Here is an 18,915-nt window from a genome sequence, read left to right on the forward strand (position 1 = left end):
GCGACCGGAGATCACATATCCCATCTTGCCAACTGAAACGCCCACTACACCTCGACCTCGATCCTAGGCATCGCGAAACAAGCGATCGCGTCGGAGCCAGTGAGCGTTCCTTGACCCATCTGGCGAATTGCCACAGGCGCGGCCGTCCGATTGGGCCGTGATACGTCGCGGCGCGATTGAGCGTCGCTCGTTGATGGCATGAAGCCATGGTTTTGCATGCTCCCGCCCTTGGAGATCTTCGGCAGGCCAGGGCGCTGTCCGTCAGCATCAGGTCGGCCAATCGCCTCACCAGTCCATCACCACCTTGCCCGAACTACCGCTCCTCATCGCATCGAAGCCGGCTTGGAAATCGTCGATGCCGATGCGGTGCGTGATAAGCCCGGAAACATCCAGCGGCCCCTGCACCAGCGCGATCATCTTGTACCAGGTCTCGAACATCTCACGGCCATAGATGCCCTTGAGATGCAGCATCTTGAAGATGACCTTGTTCCAGTCGATCTCGAAACCGGTCGGGGCGATGCCCAGAATGGCGATCTTGCCGCCGTTGTTCATGGTGTCGATCATGTCGCGGAAGGCGGGGGCTGCGCCCGACATTTCGAGGCCGACATCGAAACCCTCGGTCATGCCGAGTGCCGGCATGACATCGCGCAGCTTTTCCTTGGACGCGTCGACGACATGCTGGACGCCGAGTTTTTTTGCCAGCGCCAGCCGCACCGGATTGATGTCGGTGATGACGACTTTTCGCGCGCCGACGCATTGGGCGACGAGCGCGCCCATGATGCCGATCGGCCCGGCGCCGGTGACCAGCACGTCCTCGCCGACCAGATCGAAGGAGAGTGCGGTGTGCACGGCATTGCCCAACGGATCGAAGATGGCGGCGATCTCGTCCGGCACATCATCGGGGATCGGCACGACGTTGTGCTGCGGGATAGCCAGATACTCACCGAAGGCGCCCGGACGATTGACGCCGACGCCGAGCGTGTTGCGGCACAGATGCCCTCGCCCGGCGCGACAGTTGCGGCAATGACCGCAGACGATGTGGCCCTCGCCCGACACGCGCTGGCCGACCTTGTATTCGGTGACCGCTGCGCCGAAATCGGCAACGGTGCCGACGAATTCATGGCCCGTCACCATCGGCACCGGCACCGTCTTCTGCGCCCACTGGTCCCAATTGTAGATGTGCACGTCGGTGCCGCAGATCGCCGTCTTCTTGATCTTGATCAGCACGTCGTTAGGGCCGATTTCCGGCACCGGCACCTCTTCCATCCAGATGCCTGGTTCCGCCTTGGCCTTCACCAGCGCTTTCATCATGTTCGACATCAGATGCTCCTTACACCTTGGTTTTGATTCCACTTGCGCCTCTCCTCTGGTAGCCGCACAACGGAAAGGTGGGGTTCGGAGAGCACAGCTGAGATTTCTGGACCGATGGGTATGTCGAGGCTGCCTTGGTGTCGAAGCAACACTCCACCGCGAGGGGCGCGTGAAGATCCAGTTCCAGCGAACCTCAGCGGAAGCGGAGCAAGCGCCACGCCAGATGCAGCGAAGTTTCAACTCATGGGATGAGTAAAGGGTCGCAGCTTGCGGCTCGGGGCCGTGGCTATGTTGTCGATGTCAGCAACATGCCAGGCAATCAATCGACACGATGCTCTCGATGGTCGATCTCACCGCGATATCTCAATAGTGCGGACGCACAGGCGGCATCCGAAAACGTGCCCCTCGGTGAAGTGTCTGTTGACCGCTGCTGGCAGGTGACTTGGAAGGCAGCTCGTTCGTTCGGGTTAAGATCGAGCACAAGCGCCGGCTCATCAATCTGCACCCAGTTGGCCCCAGCGAGTTCCAGCTTCTGCGGGAGTTGCTCGTAGACGGGCAGCAGCCGCGGCAGGAGCGCCATGGGATTGAAACCCTGGTCGGGAGACTTCGCCAGCTTCAGGAAGGTCACGGGTCCAAGGATGACCGGGCGTGTATGGATGCCGAGCTCTTTTGCCTCCAGAAGTGATCGACGGGTTTCGTCGACGAAAGGGCGAATGTCTGATCGTCGCCAGCTCCGGCACGAGGTAGTGATAGTTTGTTTCAAACCATTTGGTCATTTCCATCGCGGTTACGCATTGCCCCTTAACGGCATGCCCGTGACTGGCGTGTCCGCAACCCGCAGTATCGCCTTGCGTCCCGCGCGCCATCGCGAAGTAGATGTCGAGCGGCACCTCGCCGCCTGTCCAGCCGTAACGAGCTGGCACGGCGCCGACCATTGCTGCCGTGTCGAGCACGTGGTCATAGAGTGAGAAATCGTTCGACGGGATTTTCGACACGTCGCGGTCTCGCTGCTCCAACTGGCGGCACGGAGCGCCTTCGCCGTCGCCAGAAGGTTGGCAGCAGAAGATTTTCTGGACCAGTAGCTTTCGAGCGCGAATTTCAGTTCTCGCCGGCGACCGATACGCGGCACGCCAAGCGTTGCTATGGGAACTTGCTGAGAGACATTCATTCCATACCCCGATGGTTGGGGCGGGAAAAGGAAGGCGCTAGCAGGCCGGCATCAAAGCCGAGCTGCAGCGGCCACCAGACACCCCGGCCGTGTTCACCGTGGCAGGTCTCCTGGCTCGCGGATAACAGCCTCTGCCCCGTCTTCCCGGGGAGTTCGCCCCAGTGACCTTAGTGGGTAGGCTGTGTTTATGTGAACTTTATCTGCGACGGTTTCCAAGTCCAAGGCCGCGCTAGGGCTGAGCCGCTTGTGCCCTCTCCAGTTTTGCGCAGGCCGTGCCTGGCCGCTCCGGCAAATCTGCGAGCCGCACGATCCTGGCTGGCGACTTCGGCAAATGGCCTGTCGGTCACCATGATCGGCCACAGTATTAGCCCGAAGAGCGTAAATGTTTCTGAGCCGTCAAAATCGGAAATTTGGAGAAAACCGCCATCCTTCACGGACGGGCACGCGACATTTCGAATTACACGCGCTTATCTTAACAGCCCTGCATCAAGTTCGGTGGGCAGCACCTTGCCGATATGCCCCCTACAACAATCCCGCCTGCTCAGCCTCGCGGCGCAGATTCTGCCGGGGCCTGGGGCCGATCTGCTGGATCACCAATCCGGCCGCCAGTGAGCCAAGGTCGCCGCAGGTTTGCAGGTCGCGGCCTTGCGTGTAGCCATGCAGGAAGCCGGCGGCATAGAGATCGCCGGCGCCCGTCGTGTCGACCAGTTCCTTGATGGCGGTCGCCTTGATCACCACCGTCTCGTCGCCGCGCACGATCACGGAGCCTTTTTCCGAGCGGGTCACGGCGGCGATCCGGCAATCCTTGCGGATCTGCGCCAGCGCCTCGTCGAACGAGGATGTCTGGTAGAGCGATTTGATCTCGTGGCTGTTGGCAAAGACGATGTCGACCGTGCCCGAACGCATCAGCTCGAGGAATTCGTCGCGGTAGCGGTCGACGCAGAACGAATCCGACAGCGTCATCGACACTTCGCGGCCTGCCGCGTGCGCCAGCTTCGCCGTCTGGCGGATCGCTTCCTTGGCGCGCGGCGGGTCCCACAGATAGCCTTCGAAATAGGTGACCTTGGCGCCAGAAGCCTTATCGGCCTCGACATCCTCCGGCCCAAGCTCGACGCAGGCGCCGAGATAGGTGTTCATCGAACGCTCGCCGTCAGGGGTGACGAAGATCATCGAGCGCGCCGTCGGCGGCTCGCCCTTGAGCGGCGTGGTGTCGAAGGCGACGCCCTGTGCATGGATGTCGTGCGCGTAGATTTCGCCCAGCGCATCGTTGGAGACCTTGCCGAAGAAGGCGGCGCGGCCGCCGAAGCTGGCGACACCGGCCGCCGTGTTGCCGGCGCTGCCGCCGGACGCCTCGATCGCCGGGCCCATGCGGCTGTAGAGCAGTTCGGCGCGTTGTGTGTCGATGAGGTTCATCGCGCCCTTGATGATGCCGTTGGTCTCGAGGAATTCCTCGTCGCACTGGGCGATGATGTCGACAATGGCATTGCCGATGCAAAGCACGTCATAATCCGGCATCAAAATCTCCGCCAAAAACCCGAGCCGGCTTCTTGCCACGCCGGCCCGGGGTGTTTCTTTCGAGTGTGGAATGGGTCGTCCTTTGCCGAAAGGATCCAATACCGACGCATCAAGCAGCTGCGGGTCCTGCCTCACGCGACAGGTCGTCAGCTCTGTCCGTCTTTTCCCAGGTGAACTCCGGCTCTTCGCGGCCGAAGTGTCCGTATGTCGCGGTCTTGCGGTAAATCGGCCGTAAGAGATCCAGCGCCTTGATGATGCCTTTCGGCCGGAGATCGAAAAGCTCAAGGACGGCGCGTTCGATCCTTTTTTCATCAATCTTTGCGGTTCCGAATGTATTGATGAGGACTGAGACCGGTGCGGCCACACCGATCGCGTAAGCAAGCTGAACCTCGCACACCTCCGCAAGTCCGCTGGCAACGACGTTTTTTGCGACGTACCGCGCGGCATAGGCGGCCGACCGATCAACCTTGGACGGGTCCTTGCCCGAAAAGGCACCGCCGCCGTGACGCCCCATGCCGCCGTAGGAATCGACGATGATCTTGCGGCCGGTAAGCCCGCAATCGCCTCGCGGCCCGCCGACCACGAACCGGCCGGTTGGATTGACCAGGAACCTTATTCCCGTCGTATCCAGGTCATGGGGCAAGACCGGCCTTATGATCTCCTCAATGACGCCTTCGCGGACGGCGGCCTGTGAGACCTTATCGTCATGCTGCGTCGACAGGACTATGGTATCGAGCGCTACCGGTCGCAAACCTTCATAGCGGACGGACACCTGAGATTTAACGTCCGGGCGAAGCCAGCCAAGGCGTCCGGTTTGGCGCACCTCTGCCTGTTTTTTCGTCAAATCGTGAGCAAGTTGGATTGGCAATGGCATCAATGTTTCGGTCTCGTTGCATGCGTACCCGAACATGAGGCCCTGATCTCCCGCTCCCTGCTCGAGATCCTGCCCTCGTCCCTCGTCGACCCCCTGGCTGATGTCAGGCGACTGCTCGGTCAGGGCCAAGATCACCGCGCAACGCCGGCCGTCAAAGCCGATCGCATCGTCGTCATATCCAATGTCCAAAATGATATCGCGGGCAACTTGGCTGTAGTCGATCTGCGCGTGGCTGGTGATCTCGCCAGCCAGAACGACCATCCCTGACTTCACCAACGCTTCACAAGCAACGCGAGCCTGAGGATCCTTGCGAAGGATCGCATCGAGGACGCCATCTGAGATATTGTCGGCCATCTTGTCGGGATGTCCCGCGCCGACGGATTCGGAGGAGAACACGAATTGTCTGGTCATGGAATATCCTCGCTTCAAACGTTGGAATTAAATGTGACAGCCGATCCGGCCATCTTATCTGTCGGAGATGCCAGGGACGTCGAACGCAGCGCAGAAGTCGGCAACGTCTCTGCGCACGCGGGCATGGACATCCGAATCATCGGGCTGGCGGCAAACAAGGTCGATGAAAGCGGCAATCTGCAGCATTTCCGCCTCGCGCATGCCCACAGACGTCACTGCTGGCGTGCCTAACCGAATGCCGCTGGTGAGCGCGGGATGCCGCCGGTCGCCCGGCACCATGTTGAAATTCGTGATGATACCTGCTTGCGACAAGCGCTCGGCATAGGCTTTCCCGGACAGCGGCCGTTCCCGTAGATCAAGGATCAGCATGTGATTGTCAGTGCCACCCGTGACGAGTTCATAACCTCGCTCCAGAAGCGCCTGGGCCAGAGCCTTGGCGTTGTTGACGATCTGCTGACCGTACACACGGAACGACGGATTCCCTGCTTCGTGCAGAGCGACAGCTAGCGCTGCAATCGTATTCATGTGCGGTCCGCCCTGCAGGAGAGGGAACACGGCACGGTCTATGCGTTTGGCCAGATTGTGTTTGCTCTTGGAATGATAGAGTGCCTGATAGCGGTCTTCATTCCTTGACAATATGAAGCCACCGCGGGGACCGCGGATCGATTTGTGAGAGGTGCTGGTGACCACATCGCAATGGCCTACAGGATTGGGGTGCACTCCTGCGACAACGAGGCCGCTGATGTGGGCGATGTCGGCCACCAGGTAGGAGTTCACCTCCGAAGCAATTTCGGCCATTGCCTCGTAGTCAAAGATACGCGGATAGGCAGTTCCGCCGACCCAAATGAGCTTCGGTCGTTCCCGCTTGGCCGTCTCGCGCAAGCTGTCATGGTCAATCTGGTGCGTCTTTTCGTGCAGCCCGTACGGGACTCTCTGATAGTCAGTGCCGGAGAAGTTGACGGCCCAACCGTGAGTCAGATGCCCGCCCTCGGGGAGGGTCAAGCCCATCATCTTGTCTCCCGGACACAACAGCGCTCGACAGACAGCCTGATTGGCCGGGGAGCCGGAATAGGGCTGCACGTTGGCGTGTTCACAGCCGAACAGTGCCTTCAATCGATCCATGGCGAGGTTCTCAAGCTCATCGACGATCTCGTTTCCGGCGTAATAGCGTGCGCCAGGATATCCCTCGGCATACTTGTTGGTGAAAATCGACCCGTCGCTTCCAGCACCGCGGAGGACGCGAAGTTCTCGGAGGCGATAAGCTTGAGGGTCGTCCTCTCCTGGCGCTCCTGTCTTAAAAGCAGCTCGTGAACGCGAGAATCTGCGACAGACAGGGGAGGCCACTCGCAAGTGCCAAGCTCCGCGATCCCGCCGCCAGTCGAATTGCTCATATCTGCTTCGCGCTCCATTGGGACTAAGTTTCAAGACAAGCAGGCGGTCACCTTGGACCGCGCGCTCTGTATCGCCTCCAGTCGCTGTAGGTCTTGTCTGTGATGGCCATCGCCGTGGGGCAGGAGATCAACCAACAATTGAACCAAGCCGCCGTCCGAGCCTCCTGCTTCGAGGTGGTACGAAGGCCAGGGGCGCTGTTCGTTGCCGAGAAGAAAGCCGGCTCTGGCGAGCCGACGGACGTGTGCAACCACGTGCTCGCGAGACAGACGCAGAACTTCTGCTAGCTCGCAGACGGTTAGGTCCGCATGCGCACAAAGTCCCAGGATTCGAAGTCGATCAAGATGAGCCGCGGCCTTTAGGCGCCTGACCAGTGTCATCATCGGCCGGCGCTCGTTGTATTGACTTCGTCCATTTGGCGTCTCCCACTCTTTCAGAGGCGATCTTGCCGTCCCGACGAGGTCAATACGCTCGACGGCATCGTCAGATCGTTTGCGATATATCTCCTCGACCAAGGCAAATGCTCCTGCCGGCCCTGCTTTTCCGAGCTGCAGGTATTTGGTCGGGGCACGGCGCCACGGTCTCGACCCGCGGCTTTAACGAGGCTCAACGTACATATTCTCACCGGTTTAGAGTGCTAAAAGTCCGCGATTTTCTTTGAAGGATCTGTTGCAACGCTGCATACCGGCGTTGGAAAGCCCAATCAGGAGGACTTCATCGAGGTGCTTGCGCGGGCGGCCAAGCGTCCCGCTCGCTGCTGAGCTCGCTTGTGGTGGATCTCGCTGCTCTGAGGCTGGGTCAGGCACCCGAACTGCCCCCGGGATGTCATGGCATGTTGCTGTCGTTCGTTTCGAGAGCGGGGCCTGGTGATACAACTCCTCGGATAACTGATGTCAGCCTCCGAGGCTTCGTATCTAGCCTGAACCCGGGCGGCCGCCATTTTGGCCTCAAGGCGCGGCCTTCCCCAGCGTATCGATATACGACAGTACCGGACGGGGCCGAATACGTTTCGGCAGACGATCTGAATTTTCGTCCCCTGTCGGTGGTGATAGTGGGCATCAGCGCGGCGTGGCCGCGTTCAGTCTCCTGCGTTCCATCTTTCTGCCTAATCGTGCCGTGTCTGGTGTCGCCGGCCGTTTCCCCACGATGCTCATGTTCGGTGGTCACCGGATCAGTTGCCTCCTCTGATGCGTCGCTCCTCACCGATCGGGATGATCCAGCCGCCAGCGCGGTCAGGCCGAGAAAAATCATCGGGACCCCCTATCTGCGTCAGGCGGATGCGAACGGTTTGCAGCTCCGCGTCGATAGCGGCACGGATGAGATCGCGCTCGATGCCGACGAAGACCGGCCGGAGATTGAGGCGAGCGAGCGCCTCCTGATCGGCGGGCGCAACGTCGGTGTCAGCGACGGGTCCGGCACGGGTGACGATCCCTCCGATCAGTCCGCCCATGGTCGTGGCCTTTTCCAGCTCTCTCACCAACGTGGCATCCAGCAGCGCTCGGGCGCGTTGGAGATCCCCTTGGAGTCTTCGCGCGAATAATCGCGCGGGCCTGCGGCAGGGTGAGCGCGAAAAATATCGACGCGGCTTCAAGCAGATCGAGCGAACAGGTGCCCTCATCGAGATCGATGTTCGTCGTCAGCACCCGGGCCTTGAGATCTGTCGGGACGGGATTGAGGTCGTATGCCGGCGAGAGAGACCACCCCGCCTTTCCCAGCCATAGGAAACCGTGATTGCGGAGGTGGTCGTCGACATTGGAAACCAGCACATTGAAGACGACCCGCCGATAGAGGGCATGCGCGTCCGTCTTCCCCTGGGCGCCGTGTTGAGCAAGGGCATCGACGATCTCCGGATAGCTGCCGCGCTCACCGTCCTTGGCGCCCATCATCGCCATCGCCGACAGGAACGGGATGCGGCTCGCACCGTCACGATCGAAGCGTCGCGACAACATGACTGGCTTGCCGGCGACCTCGATCAGCTCGTGTCGAGGCGTGGCAATACCTGCCTGGCCGGCCAGCCGCAGCGCGATCTGTTCCCAGGTCTCCATACTGTAGTCGTCGGTCTCCTTCGGGAATTTCGCTATGGAGAGGTGACCATGTTGGTCGATAACCGAGGCCTTCGGTCGGGCACCGCCTAGGGAGGAGCCTGGGGCAAAGATGAGCTGCAGGTCTTCATCCGTTTCCTCGTCTCGGAGGATCCGTTCGGTGATCTGGAGCAAACGGCCAAGCTCGATTAAAGCAGGAACGCCCGTGCGGATCGGCGCTTGGAAAATCTCTTCGCCGACCCAGCGGAAGCGGAGGGCGCCAAGTCGCGTCTCGTCGGCGACGCTGAGCAGGTAGTCGCTTTCTACAAGCGTGCGAACCGCGCGGCCTTCTTGGTCGGCGAGGCGGCGTTCGGCGCGCTGCATGAGGCGCCGGCCCCAGGTATCCGGCGCTGAGTCGCCGATGGAGCCGAAAGTCGCAAGACCTGCAGGGGGGGCGAAGGCTCCGCGGGTCAGAGCAAGAGCTGGCTCTAGCGAGAAGCGGTCCGGATCCTCAAGCCATGCTCCGTCATACTCGAAGAGGATGGTCTCGGTGCCCCGGACGCGATTGCTCCTCGCCAGTCCGATCGGGCGTGTGCGGCCGTCCAAATCGATATGGACCTCGAAGTCAGCCATCGCGCGACGATCCGGTTGGCCGCTGGAGGTGGACATGCTTGGGCAGGTCGGCACTGGCGAGCGCCTGACCGACGCTGTCGTTGCTGATGTCGGCGACCTGGCCCAGGCCCTCGAGGAGGCCGAGCGCCTGCAGGACGCCGGCATAGATGCCGACGCTGACGTTGGTGTCCCCGGCTTCGACCCTTTGCAGAGTCGAGCGAGAAGTGAAGGCGCGCTCGGCTACCACCGCCATCGGCAGCCGTCGGCGTCGACGGGCATCATGAATGTCAGCCCCAAGCTTGCGCAGCACGCGCCGCACCGCAGCAGGAGGGTTGTGTGGAGTGGGCATTATGTCACCTTCGCGCTACAGATTGGTGCGTTATGTAGCACGAAGACTACATTTCATCTAGCCCTTGAAGCCTCATCTCAATGGAGAACGAAGTTCTATTAACGCCGTCGTGATGGCATCGACGGAACCCCCCAGTCGACGGCGATCGCGGCGACCGTGGTCATCACGTCATCGAAGCTCGTTCGGTCGACCTGAGTGAAAGGAGCGTCTGTCTCCCTCACTATGCGGTCGATCTGGGCAAGTGCAGGCGAGAGAGCGGCCGCGATGCGAACGGGTCATCTCGGCATGACGGAGAAATAGCATAGCGTCGGCGCACATCGAGCCTCGCTTTTGCTTCGGGTGAACCAGTGAAGCACGACCGTGCCGCGATGCTGTGGGAGATATTGTTCGTGCAGGTGCGGCCGCTGCCCGCCTTAAAAACTGTCAAGAAAGGTGGCGAGCGCCCAGACCCGTATCAGGATCCACTAAGGCTCGGGTATTCAGGCTCCGCGCTTCCAACGCGACCATTCTCTGAAGCCGCACCTCCAAGATAATAGGTTTTCCTTTGCCGGATGGAGGCGGTCAGAAACCCAACGCTTTGGCCAGCATCGGTTCAAGAACCAGATCCGGCCGACCTCCCTTTTCGCGAAGCTCCATTGCCCTTATGATCTTCGTGCCTTCATGGCTGTGCTTCCAGTCCCGAGACGCTTCGGCCGCGACGACGAGGTAGTCGGTCTGGCCGCAGACGGTTTCCTTCCAATCACCGCCGCGTTCGCAAATCATCTCAGCGATTACCTTTCGCGGGCCAATGGCGAATTTTCCCGTGAGGACGAACATCCGACTCGGAATTACGAGCCGGCTTGCATCCTCCAAGGCGCCGTCAATGACACCCACATTGCCGAAGGTAGGCAGCCCCGTATCTGTCGCGCTGTCGCCGACAAGATGGGCAATCCACCCGCATATGTCTTCTGCCTCCTCGGCGGTTATGCGACCGTCAGAAATAGACCTTCTGGCAGTTTCTCCGAGAGACGCCACGCGGCTGTCTCTCTGCAGGACCACACTCGAGTCCAACCTGGACAGCAGTCTTTCGACCTCTGCGGGCGTGATGGAGTTGTCGCAGGCGATACCGGCACAGAACCCGTAGAACTCGTTGACTTCGTCCTTCTCGTCAGCGGCGATAAACTCCCGCGAGCGTATGCCGACTATTGTTTCAAGGATGGCGTAGATCTCTTCGGGCGCGTTACCCCACACATCCAGATCGCGGATGAGCTCGGCAGCATCGTCGTCGTGAAGAAGGGACAGGAACTGCTCGGCTTCGACCCTGAGTGGCGGCATCTCCGCGCTCTCGACCCGCTCGCTGGCCATCACGCCCTTCAAGAACCCGAGCCAGTACCCCAACGCCTTCCGGTGATTTGCCTGCGCATGGATTCTACCGAGCGCGGCCCCTTCGTGTTCGAGTTTACCGCCCCTTCCGCGGAACACTTCAACCATTGTCGCCCCCTCGACTCTTTGGTTTCGATCGTAGCAGACATCAGAACACTCATCTATCCGCCGACCAGACAACGCGTGCCTAAACCGGAAGCCTATCCCGTTAGCTCCCTGCTTTCGAGATGGTAGGGCCAGGTTGCCACCCCAGGAACGGCGTTTCGGCCGAGCGGCCGACCAAAGAAGACGCTCTGGACTCACCAAGGATCAGGCTGCCTGAACCCGCTGCCTCCGACGCGCTCTGACTCGCCTTGGTCAGATTGACGCGAAACCGATCTCTTCGCCGCTGGTACCTGCGGGTCATTTCGGCCGAAGCATGGCCGAGCTGCTTTTGCACGTAGCGCTCATCAACCTCGACCGAGGAGGCGAGACCGGCGCGCCCGAATGGCCGGCAAACAGCCTTTCCCGTTCGCCTTCCGACAGATCGCCGCGTAGGCCGGCCGCCAGCGCGGTGCGCTTGACGAGGCGGGCGACCTCGTGGTCCATGAGCCGATCGGCGCCGATGGCTTTGCCTTGCCCGGTGACGCGCCGAAACAGCGGTCCGTGGGCGATACGGGCGAGCTTCAGCCAGGTCTGCAGCGCGATAACCGGACAGGTGGCATCGGACGAGCCGCGCCCCACTTCGACCTCGCGCCAGCCGGTCTTGCAGCGAAGGGAAACGAGCATGCCCTTGTCGAGGATCTCGATCCAGCCTGAAGAATCCTCGGTCTGGTCGCGGCCGATGTCCAAAGCCACGATCTCGGAGCGGCGCAGGCCGCCGGCAAAGCCGAGCAGCAGCATGGCGCGGTCGCGCAAGCTTCCGCGGTCGAGCGTTTCCAGCATGGCATCAGATCCTCGGCCAGGATCGCGTCCTTCTGCCGCTGCGGGGCGGCGTGGCTGTTGCGGATACCGGCCATCACGGTGGCGATGTGTCGGTCTTTTCTGTCCAGCGGCTGGCCACGCTGAGAAAAATTCCAGGTCAGCGAAGAGAGACGTCGCTCGATCGTGGAGACGGCGTTCGGCTTCTTGTCGCCCGTTACGTTGCCGGACGCACAGGCCGTGATGTACAACCCGACGACCTGCGGATCGGGCGGCAACACCTCGAGATGCTGGCGGCGCGCCCAGGCGCAAGAATGCTTCCAGTCGGCGGTGTAGGCGCGGCGGGTGTTGGCCGCGCTCGCCGCCTCGACATAGTCGCGGGCACGATCGGCGAGTTTTTCCAGATGCGCCCGCACACGCGTCTGGCCGCCGCTGATCGGCAGGGCAGGGGAGGGGGCTTGCGCAGGCTCGTCTCCCGGCGCCTGGTCCATCGCCATAACGATCGAGACGATGTCCGGCAGTTCGCCGTCGCGAGTCTCGGCGCCGCCCTCGGGCTCAGCCGACACCGGCGCGGCGGAAACAACGTCATCAGCCCCTGTGCTGTGGGACGCTCCGGAGGTCGGTCGACGCGATTTTTGGGCTTCTGCTCGCTGAAAACGGCCATTTGTCCTTGTGGCGCAAAAACGATAAGGCAACATTATCATTTGTTTTGTCCCGCCGACAGGCTGTGCGTTTCGGCGCGAAAATCATGGCGCAAAGCGCACGGGCGCTTTACGCTCGAAAGCCATGATTCGCCTCGATCCCGCGACCGCCAGCCCTGCCCCGCCGCCGACTGTGCCGGCTTGGGCGCTCGCCACCGGCGCCTCCAGCGACGCCGACGCTGCCTTCCAGGCCGGCGCCGCCGTGACCACGCTCGACACGCTCGCACGCGCGCAAGCCAGCTGGGCCGGGGCCTGGCGGCAGCGGCTAGCGCTCAATTGCGCCGCCGCCAGCATGCGGCTCGCCGGCCGCGCCGAGGACGCGGCCGCCCTGCGCGATGCCTGGCACTTGCGCCCGGCCGGCGCCGATCCCGGCCCCGCCGGCGCCATCCTTGGCGCCTGGCGGCAGTTTTCCGTGCAGCAGCCCGTCGCCAGCGCCGATCGGCTCGAAAAGATCGTCAGCCAGCTAGGGCTCCATTGGGACCGCGCGGCTCTCGCCGACCTCTGCACGGAGATCGAAAACTTGGCGGGGTTGCAGCGGCCGGCGCCGTTCGCCGCCGCGGCGATCGCCGCCCACGTCGTCGCCATGCGGCCCGATGCCGAGCTCTTCTCCTGGTGGCTCGCCGACCTGGTGCTGGCGCAAAACCTGAGCTGGCCGCGGTCGCTGCCGCTGCTGATCGCCCAGGCCTTTGGTCCGGCTTTTCGCCCCGACGCCGGCGGCAAGCGCATTCGGCCGGGCGACAAAGATTTTGAGCGCGCGGTTTGCGTCGCGCTCGTTGCGGCCGCCGCGGACGCCTGCCGGTTGGCCGCCGAGTTGTCGCGGCGCGCGGAGCGGCTCATCGCCGTCGCACCGAAGCTCAGGGCAAAGGGGGCGAGCGAGGTGATCCAAAAACTGCTCGACGACGACGCCGTTTCGGGCTCGCTGACGACCAAAAACCTGTCCCGCTTCGCGGCGCGGCGGCTGTTCGAACGGCTGCAACAACTCGAGGCCGTACGCGAGCTTTCCGGTCGCACCACCTTTCGGCTGTTTGGGTTGTAGGGATGAGCGAAGCGTCTGCCCGCCGCAAGCCAAACGTTCAGCCGGCTTTGCTGGATACCGAGCTGGAACATCTGCCGGCCAAGCTACGATGGCGCGAGTGGATGGGCCGGGTCGAAGCGGTGATTTTTTCCGCCAGCGAACCGGTGACACGTAGTGTCCTCGCGCGGGTGGTGGGGAAGAACTGCAATCTCGAGCTGATCATCGACGACATCCGCGCCGAGCTCGCCGGGCGCCCCTACGAGCTGGTCGCGGTCGCCGGCGGCTGGCAGCACCGGACCAAGAACGTTTTTGGCGACGTCATCCACGCCGCCTTCGGTATGGCCGCAGGGGACGGGCCAAAAGAGCTGTCGCAGGCGGAGGCGCTCGTGCTGATGTGCATCGCCTATTTCCAGCCGATCACCCGTGGCGAGCTGTCAGGCTTCTTCGGCAAGGAAGTGTCGCGCGACCTGATTGGCATGTTGCGCGCGCAAGATCTGATCGCCTCGGGGCCGCGCAGCCCGCAGCCGGGCGCGCCCTACACCTATGTGACGACCAAAAATTTTCTGTCGCAATTCGGGCTCGACACGCTGCGCCAGCTGCCGGATTTCGAGGCGCTCGAGGACGCAGGGCTGCTGTCGAAGGAAAAGCTGCTGGCCGGCGACATCATGCGGGGTTTCTCCGTTGGCAGCGATGAAGCCGCGGGCACCATCATGGATGAATAGAGAATTGCGTAGATCAGGATCACTGAGTTGCAAGACTACGTTGGGATGTTAAGAAGTCCGAAAGCCCGCAACGCAAAGATAAAGGCCTGGAACGCGGCATGACCGCCGCCATATCAGGATCGCCGGAAATCGACATGATGAAGAACGCTGAACTAAAGCCGGAGGATTCACGACAAGATCATGGTGCTCGCCGCCGTTTGCCACTACCAAAATACCATTGCCGGAGGTCGAGCGCTGGGAGCCGTCGAGGGTCTGCTGGCGGGTTTGCAGCAGAAGATGTGCGCCGATTCGGCTCTATTGCAGGCTGCTTTTTCGCGATCGCCCGAGCGCCCTCGCTGACGACGGCATTGAGATTTGGCCCGACGAAGGCCGACGAGATGCGAATTCCGGACCGGTAGCGCTCGCCGTCGACGCGATGTAGGCCTGGAACTCGCCATGGTGGCTTATGTTCGGATAGCCTGTTTCGAAACCTTCCACGTCGAATTGCAGGACGGCGACTTCGTCATGGGCACGATAGGCGTTACGATGCCAAAGATGCCATCCTGCCCAAGCTTTCAAGCAGGTCCTGTCCAGCCTGCCGGTCGTGGTTTTCGAGCCCTTGAGCGAACTGACGAAGGACCGTAAGGCGCATAGCGCTGATACCTGGGCTCACATGGTCATCTTAAGGTCAAGGCTTAAATCCGCGACCCATGAGCAGAACTCCAACATTGTTTCGGCATCCAAGATCTGAGCTCGATTGCATGACCTGCCGTCTCCGAGCACTTCCCAAGACGGTCCGGTATATGTACGGCCTTGAAGCGCGGCACTTGACCGCCGGCCACGATGATCCGCGAGACCTGAGCATCGACCAACTGTGCACCGCTGGTCGTTCACTTCTCGCCCCAGCTTCTGGAGCGCTTCAACGGCCGCAGCGCATCGTCACCGGCAAGTGGCATATGGACGAGACGTCCATCAAAATACACGGCCAATGGATGTGTCTCTATCGTGCCGTCGACGGCTCGGCGACACGGTCGAGTACTTCTTCAGCGACAGCGCCACCTACCGGCAGCCAAGCGCTTCTTCCGGAAGCCGCCCAAGAGCGCCCCGGCAGACCGGATCGCATCGTCATCGACAGCAGCCCGAGCAATCTCGAGGCGATCATCTCCTGCGACGCCGAACACCGTCTGCGGAATCCTCCGCGCAGCCATCCGCTCGCAGCAAGACATCGGCCGACGGTGGTGTACTCCACTGAAACTTGCGCTCAAAGCTGCCGGAAAATCCATACATGACCGCCGAGCTAGAAGAGTTTGACATAGTCAATTCCTGGAACGTGGCGCGCGTCGACAGTAGGGGCCGGTTGTCGAGTATGCGACGCAAATGAATTCGGCCTGGGCCTGCGACCGCCATTGATAACCCTGACGAAAAACTCCCATGCTGTTTCTGCGCGGTGGCACGACTTTTGCAACCCCTTCTCGCTGAGGGGCTACCTGTCGGGATTACATCGCGATCAAAGGAATGAAGGAAGGGAAAGCAGCATGTCAGATCCGCGTCAGATCGTATTCTGTGGAATAGAAGACATCCGAAAATCCACATCTCCCAAAATCAACTCGCCAGTCTGTCAGATTTCAGACAGAAGTATCCCGTTAGTCGGTTGCGACCCCAAGGCCGCTGGGCAGTGAGGGGCACGACGGCGCCATCAGGTGCAGGGCGCGCCAACATTCAGGGGGCGAAGCATGATTTCGCGGCAGCCTATAATTCCAAGTGGCCGCACGCTTATTTTCGCGCGCATCTGTCCTTAGACTATGTAATTCCGGATCGGGCCAAGCCGGTTTTCGAAAGGATCTTCGCCGATTATCGGCGCGTTCGAAAGAAAACCAGGTTGAAGATTATCGATGTCGGTTGCTCGTATGGTGTCAACGCCGCCTTACTCCGCACCGATCTCAGTCTCGACGAGCTCTATGCTGCCTATCTGAGACCCAGCGGACCGCTCTCGCGCCGAGACGAGGTCGAGCATCGTGCCTTCTTTCGCAATCGCGGCCTGCGAGACGATATCCAGTTCGTCGGCGTCGACCCATCGTTCCGAGCCGTTCGCTATGCGCGAGTTCTGGGCCTGCTGGAAGCCGGTATCATAGCTGATCTAGAAACCCGTGACTTGACGGTCCAGGAACGCTGCGCACTCGCGGGTGCGGACATCGTCATCAGTACAGGCTGTGTGGGTTACGCCACAGAGCGAACATTTGCGCGCGTGTGTGAGGCGTCTGCGACGTCTCGCCCGTGGGTCGTTGCCTTCGCAATGCATCCCTTCAGCTATGACAATATCGCAATGGTCCTTCGTGATTTCGGACTGGAGACCAGGCTTGAAGACCGCTTCAGACAGCGCCAGCGGCGTTTCTCGACAGTGAAGGAACGGCGGGCTATCCTAACCGCGATGACCAAGCTTGGTATGGAAGATCGCTTGGAGCGCACGACTGGCTATATTTACGCATCCTGCCACGTTTCTGTACCGCCGGGCGAATTGGTCTGAGCCCTGCCAACAGGCATCCCGGCGAATTGACGGTCGCAACACGTCACGTTTCAGCGAGCAAGCCGTGGGCCTATTTTATATTGGAAGGCCACCACGGGAAGGTGCGGAAGCCTGGCGTAGTCGGCGTAAGCGGTGCTCATCGCTCTCCCGTGCATCAGCGGTAAGCGACGCGCTAACGAACAGGCCTGATGTACATGGAACTTTTGGAGCCATGACATTGGTTAAGCGTTGCCGCGGCGGCGGCCCAGGATCTTGTAACGGTGCCCGGCGCATCGCTTGCGATCCGAAAACCTAAGGTCTCCTGTCCGCGCGGATCGCGCCATCGGGGACGCCCTCCCGTGTGCGAGCAAGGGGAGGTTAGAGCTGACGCGTAACAGCGAAGTACTCGGCAAATTCTCGAAGGATCGCTCATTGGCTCAGGCAATTTTTACCTCGGCCGAGGAAGAGATGACCTCCCACAGAATGGTGGATCTCGCCAACTCTTTGCGAGCCTATCTGGAGCAGGCGAGCGAGCGTTTGGCCGTGGCGAGCACACCGTCCATAGCCCTGTGGCAGATCTGGGCTCGCCATTATCGGCCGCTGGTCGAACGGATCATCAAACAGAGCGAGCGGCGGGTGTTGGCCGGCGAGCCGGTGCCCGCCGACGAGAAGTTGGTCAACCTGTTCGAAGAGCATGCCGATATCATCGTCAAAGGCAGCCGCGATACCGAATACGGCCACAAGATCCTATGAGGAGGGTGGATAGCGACCTGCGCTGTGGCAAAGGTTAGGTTGCTAAACCCTAGACACCCTACCTTGGAGGCCGAGCATGCCCGTTGCAGCACACCGACCCGATGCGTTGACCGCCATCCGCACTGATCTTGGCGCAATTTTAGTCTCGTTGGAACTCAGCCGCTCGAAATGGCTGATCACCTCGCTGTCGCCGGGCGCTGGCGAGAAGATGTCGAAACACGCAGTGGCGGCCGGCGACGTGGCCGGCATGCTGGCGCGGTTTGCCGAGCTCAACCGGAAGGCCGAGGCGCGGACCGGGAAATGCTTTCCGATCATCGTCGTCCAAGAGGCCGGGCTCGACGGCTTTTGGATCCACAGGGTGCTGCAGGCCGAAGGAATCGAAAGCCACGTCGTCGATCCGGCCTCGATTGCCACCTCACGCCGGCGGCGTCGGGCAAAGACCGACAAGATCGACGGCGAGGCGCTGGTGCGCGCGCTGCTCGCCTATAAGAGGGGCGAGCCGCGCGTCTGCGCCATGCTGCGGGTGCCCACCCCCGAGGAAGAGGACCGCCGCCGCCTCTCACGTGAGCGCAAGGCCTTGACGAACGAGCGGACCCGCCATGTCAACCGCATCAAAGGCCTGCTGTTTGCACAGGGTGTCTCCGGCTACGAGCCGTTGCGGCTCGATCGGCGCAGGTGCCTTGAGGCGCTGAAGACCGGCGACGGGCGTCCGCTGCCGGACCATCTGAAGCAGCAGATTGATCGCGAACTCGAACGGCTGGAGCTGCTGATGGAACAGATCAAGGCGGTCCAGGCCGAGCGCGACGCCATGCCTGCGACCGAGCAGAGTGCCTCGCCGGCCCCGGCCATGCTGCTCGACCTGAAGGGCATCGGGCAGGAGTTTGCCGCCGTGCTGTGGACGGAGGGCCTGTCGCGGCACTACGACAACCGACGACAGCTGGCCGCCTAAGCCGGCCTGGCGGCGACCCCCTGGCAAAGCGGCTCCGTCTCACACGACCAGGGCGTTTCGAAATCCGGCAATCCAAGGCTGCGAACTACGCTGATCCAACTCGCGTGGCTATGGCTGCGCCATCAATCGCAATCGGCGCTCTCCTTGTGGTTCAAGGAGCGGGTGAAGCAGAACGGCGGGCGCCTCAAGAAGGCGACGATTGTGGCGCTCGCCCGCAAGCTACTCGTGGCGCTACGTCAGCGCTGGCGTCGTCATCGAGGGGGCGGTCATGAAGAGCGCCTGATGCCGATTGCCGCTCACCCATGGAATGTGAACTAAGCACTTCTTCCAGGGCCTGATCAGTCCTGGCGGATCCAGGTGGACGAACCGAAGGTTGGGATG

Annotated in this window: 13 protein-coding genes and 5 pseudogenes; 8 read left to right on the forward strand and 10 right to left on the reverse strand. The window is 61.6% G+C overall.

Annotation, left to right across the window (positions count from 1 at the left end):
* Window positions 1–285: 285 nt before the first annotated feature.
* The 5 genes and pseudogenes from tdh to glyA all read right to left on the reverse strand — a co-directional run bounded on the left by tdh (window position 286) and on the right by glyA (window position 6,670).
* Window positions 286–1,320 carry an L-threonine 3-dehydrogenase gene (tdh, locus tag LB577_RS15125; RefSeq protein ID WP_013532321.1) on the reverse strand — a complete coding sequence of 345 codons (1,035 nt, stop codon included), beginning with the start codon at window positions 1,318–1,320 and terminating at the stop codon, window positions 286–288.
* Between the two features lie 433 nt (window positions 1,321–1,753).
* Window positions 1,754–2,479 (reverse strand): annotated as a pseudogene (locus LB577_RS15130) (5-methyltetrahydropteroyltriglutamate--homocysteine S-methyltransferase); the annotation flags it as partial.
* A gap of 522 nt (window positions 2,480–3,001) precedes the next feature.
* Window positions 3,002–3,994, reverse strand: coding sequence for an adenosine kinase (locus tag LB577_RS15135; protein WP_013528052.1), 993 nt, complete (start codon window positions 3,992–3,994; stop codon window positions 3,002–3,004).
* A gap of 109 nt (window positions 3,995–4,103) precedes the next feature.
* Window positions 4,104–5,279, reverse strand: coding sequence for a methionine adenosyltransferase (gene metK / locus LB577_RS15140; protein WP_224687304.1), 1,176 nt, complete (start codon window positions 5,277–5,279; stop codon window positions 4,104–4,106).
* A 54-nt stretch (window positions 5,280–5,333) separates the two neighbouring features.
* Window positions 5,334–6,670, reverse strand: a pseudogene (gene glyA / locus LB577_RS15145) (serine hydroxymethyltransferase).
* Window positions 6,671–6,772: 102 nt separating this feature from the next.
* Between glyA and LB577_RS33110 the strand changes: the two are divergent.
* Window positions 6,773–6,955, forward strand: coding sequence for a hypothetical protein (locus tag LB577_RS33110; RefSeq protein WP_263496091.1), 183 nt, complete (start codon window positions 6,773–6,775; stop codon window positions 6,953–6,955).
* Between the two features lie 884 nt (window positions 6,956–7,839).
* Here the strand turns inward: LB577_RS33110 and LB577_RS15155 are convergent.
* The 5 genes and pseudogenes from LB577_RS15155 to LB577_RS15175 form a co-directional block, all read right to left on the reverse strand.
* Window positions 7,840–8,118: a type I-F CRISPR-associated protein Csy2 gene (locus LB577_RS15155; protein ID WP_224687305.1), complete on the reverse strand. Its 279-nt coding sequence runs from the start codon at window positions 8,116–8,118 to the stop codon at window positions 7,840–7,842.
* Window positions 8,069–9,322, reverse strand: coding sequence for a HipA domain-containing protein (locus LB577_RS15160; protein WP_318013490.1), 1,254 nt, complete (start codon window positions 9,320–9,322; stop codon window positions 8,069–8,071). The genes LB577_RS15155 and LB577_RS15160 overlap by 50 nt, the downstream gene beginning before the upstream one ends.
* Window positions 9,315–9,650, reverse strand: coding sequence for a helix-turn-helix domain-containing protein (locus LB577_RS15165; RefSeq protein ID WP_013533370.1), 336 nt, complete (start codon window positions 9,648–9,650; stop codon window positions 9,315–9,317). The genes LB577_RS15160 and LB577_RS15165 overlap by 8 nt, the downstream gene beginning before the upstream one ends.
* A 561-nt stretch (window positions 9,651–10,211) precedes the next feature.
* Window positions 10,212–11,120 carry a hypothetical protein gene (locus LB577_RS15170; protein WP_224687306.1) on the reverse strand — a complete coding sequence of 303 codons (909 nt, stop codon included), beginning with the start codon at window positions 11,118–11,120 and terminating at the stop codon, window positions 10,212–10,214.
* A 238-nt stretch (window positions 11,121–11,358) separates the two neighbouring features.
* Window positions 11,359–12,409: pseudogene (locus tag LB577_RS15175) on the reverse strand (tyrosine-type recombinase/integrase); the annotation flags it as partial.
* A 289-nt stretch (window positions 12,410–12,698) separates the two neighbouring features.
* Between LB577_RS15175 and LB577_RS15180 the strand changes: the two are divergent.
* From LB577_RS15180 to LB577_RS15210, 7 genes and pseudogenes are all read left to right on the forward strand, one after another.
* Complete coding sequence (locus LB577_RS15180; protein WP_224687307.1) at window positions 12,699–13,649, forward strand: DUF1403 family protein; 951 nt, start codon at window positions 12,699–12,701, stop codon at window positions 13,647–13,649.
* Between the two features lie 2 nt (window positions 13,650–13,651).
* Window positions 13,652–14,350 carry an SMC-Scp complex subunit ScpB gene (gene scpB, locus LB577_RS15185; RefSeq protein ID WP_224687308.1) on the forward strand — a complete coding sequence of 233 codons (699 nt, stop codon included), beginning with the start codon at window positions 13,652–13,654 and terminating at the stop codon, window positions 14,348–14,350.
* 98 nt (window positions 14,351–14,448) lie between these two features.
* Window positions 14,449–14,748, forward strand: coding sequence for a hypothetical protein (locus LB577_RS33495; protein ID WP_411969274.1), 300 nt, complete (start codon window positions 14,449–14,451; stop codon window positions 14,746–14,748).
* Window positions 14,749–15,156: 408 nt separating this feature from the next.
* Window positions 15,157–15,618 carry a DDE-type integrase/transposase/recombinase gene (locus tag LB577_RS15195; RefSeq protein ID WP_224687309.1) on the forward strand — a complete coding sequence of 154 codons (462 nt, stop codon included), beginning with the start codon at window positions 15,157–15,159 and terminating at the stop codon, window positions 15,616–15,618.
* 386 nt (window positions 15,619–16,004) lie between these two features.
* Window positions 16,005–16,853 (forward strand): hypothetical protein, encoded by an 849-nt coding sequence (locus LB577_RS15200; RefSeq protein WP_224687310.1) that lies wholly within the window; start codon window positions 16,005–16,007, stop codon window positions 16,851–16,853.
* A 489-nt stretch (window positions 16,854–17,342) separates the two neighbouring features.
* Window positions 17,343–17,579 (forward strand): annotated as a pseudogene (locus tag LB577_RS15205) (ISNCY family transposase); the annotation flags it as partial.
* Window positions 17,580–17,661: 82 nt separating this feature from the next.
* A pseudogene (locus tag LB577_RS15210) lies at window positions 17,662–18,817 on the forward strand (IS110 family transposase).
* The last annotated feature ends 98 nt before the right edge of the window (window positions 18,818–18,915 follow it).

It is taken from the genome of Mesorhizobium sp. B283B1A, from assembly GCF_020165735.1.
GTDB classification, from domain to species: Bacteria; Pseudomonadota; Alphaproteobacteria; order Rhizobiales; family Rhizobiaceae; genus Mesorhizobium; species Mesorhizobium opportunistum.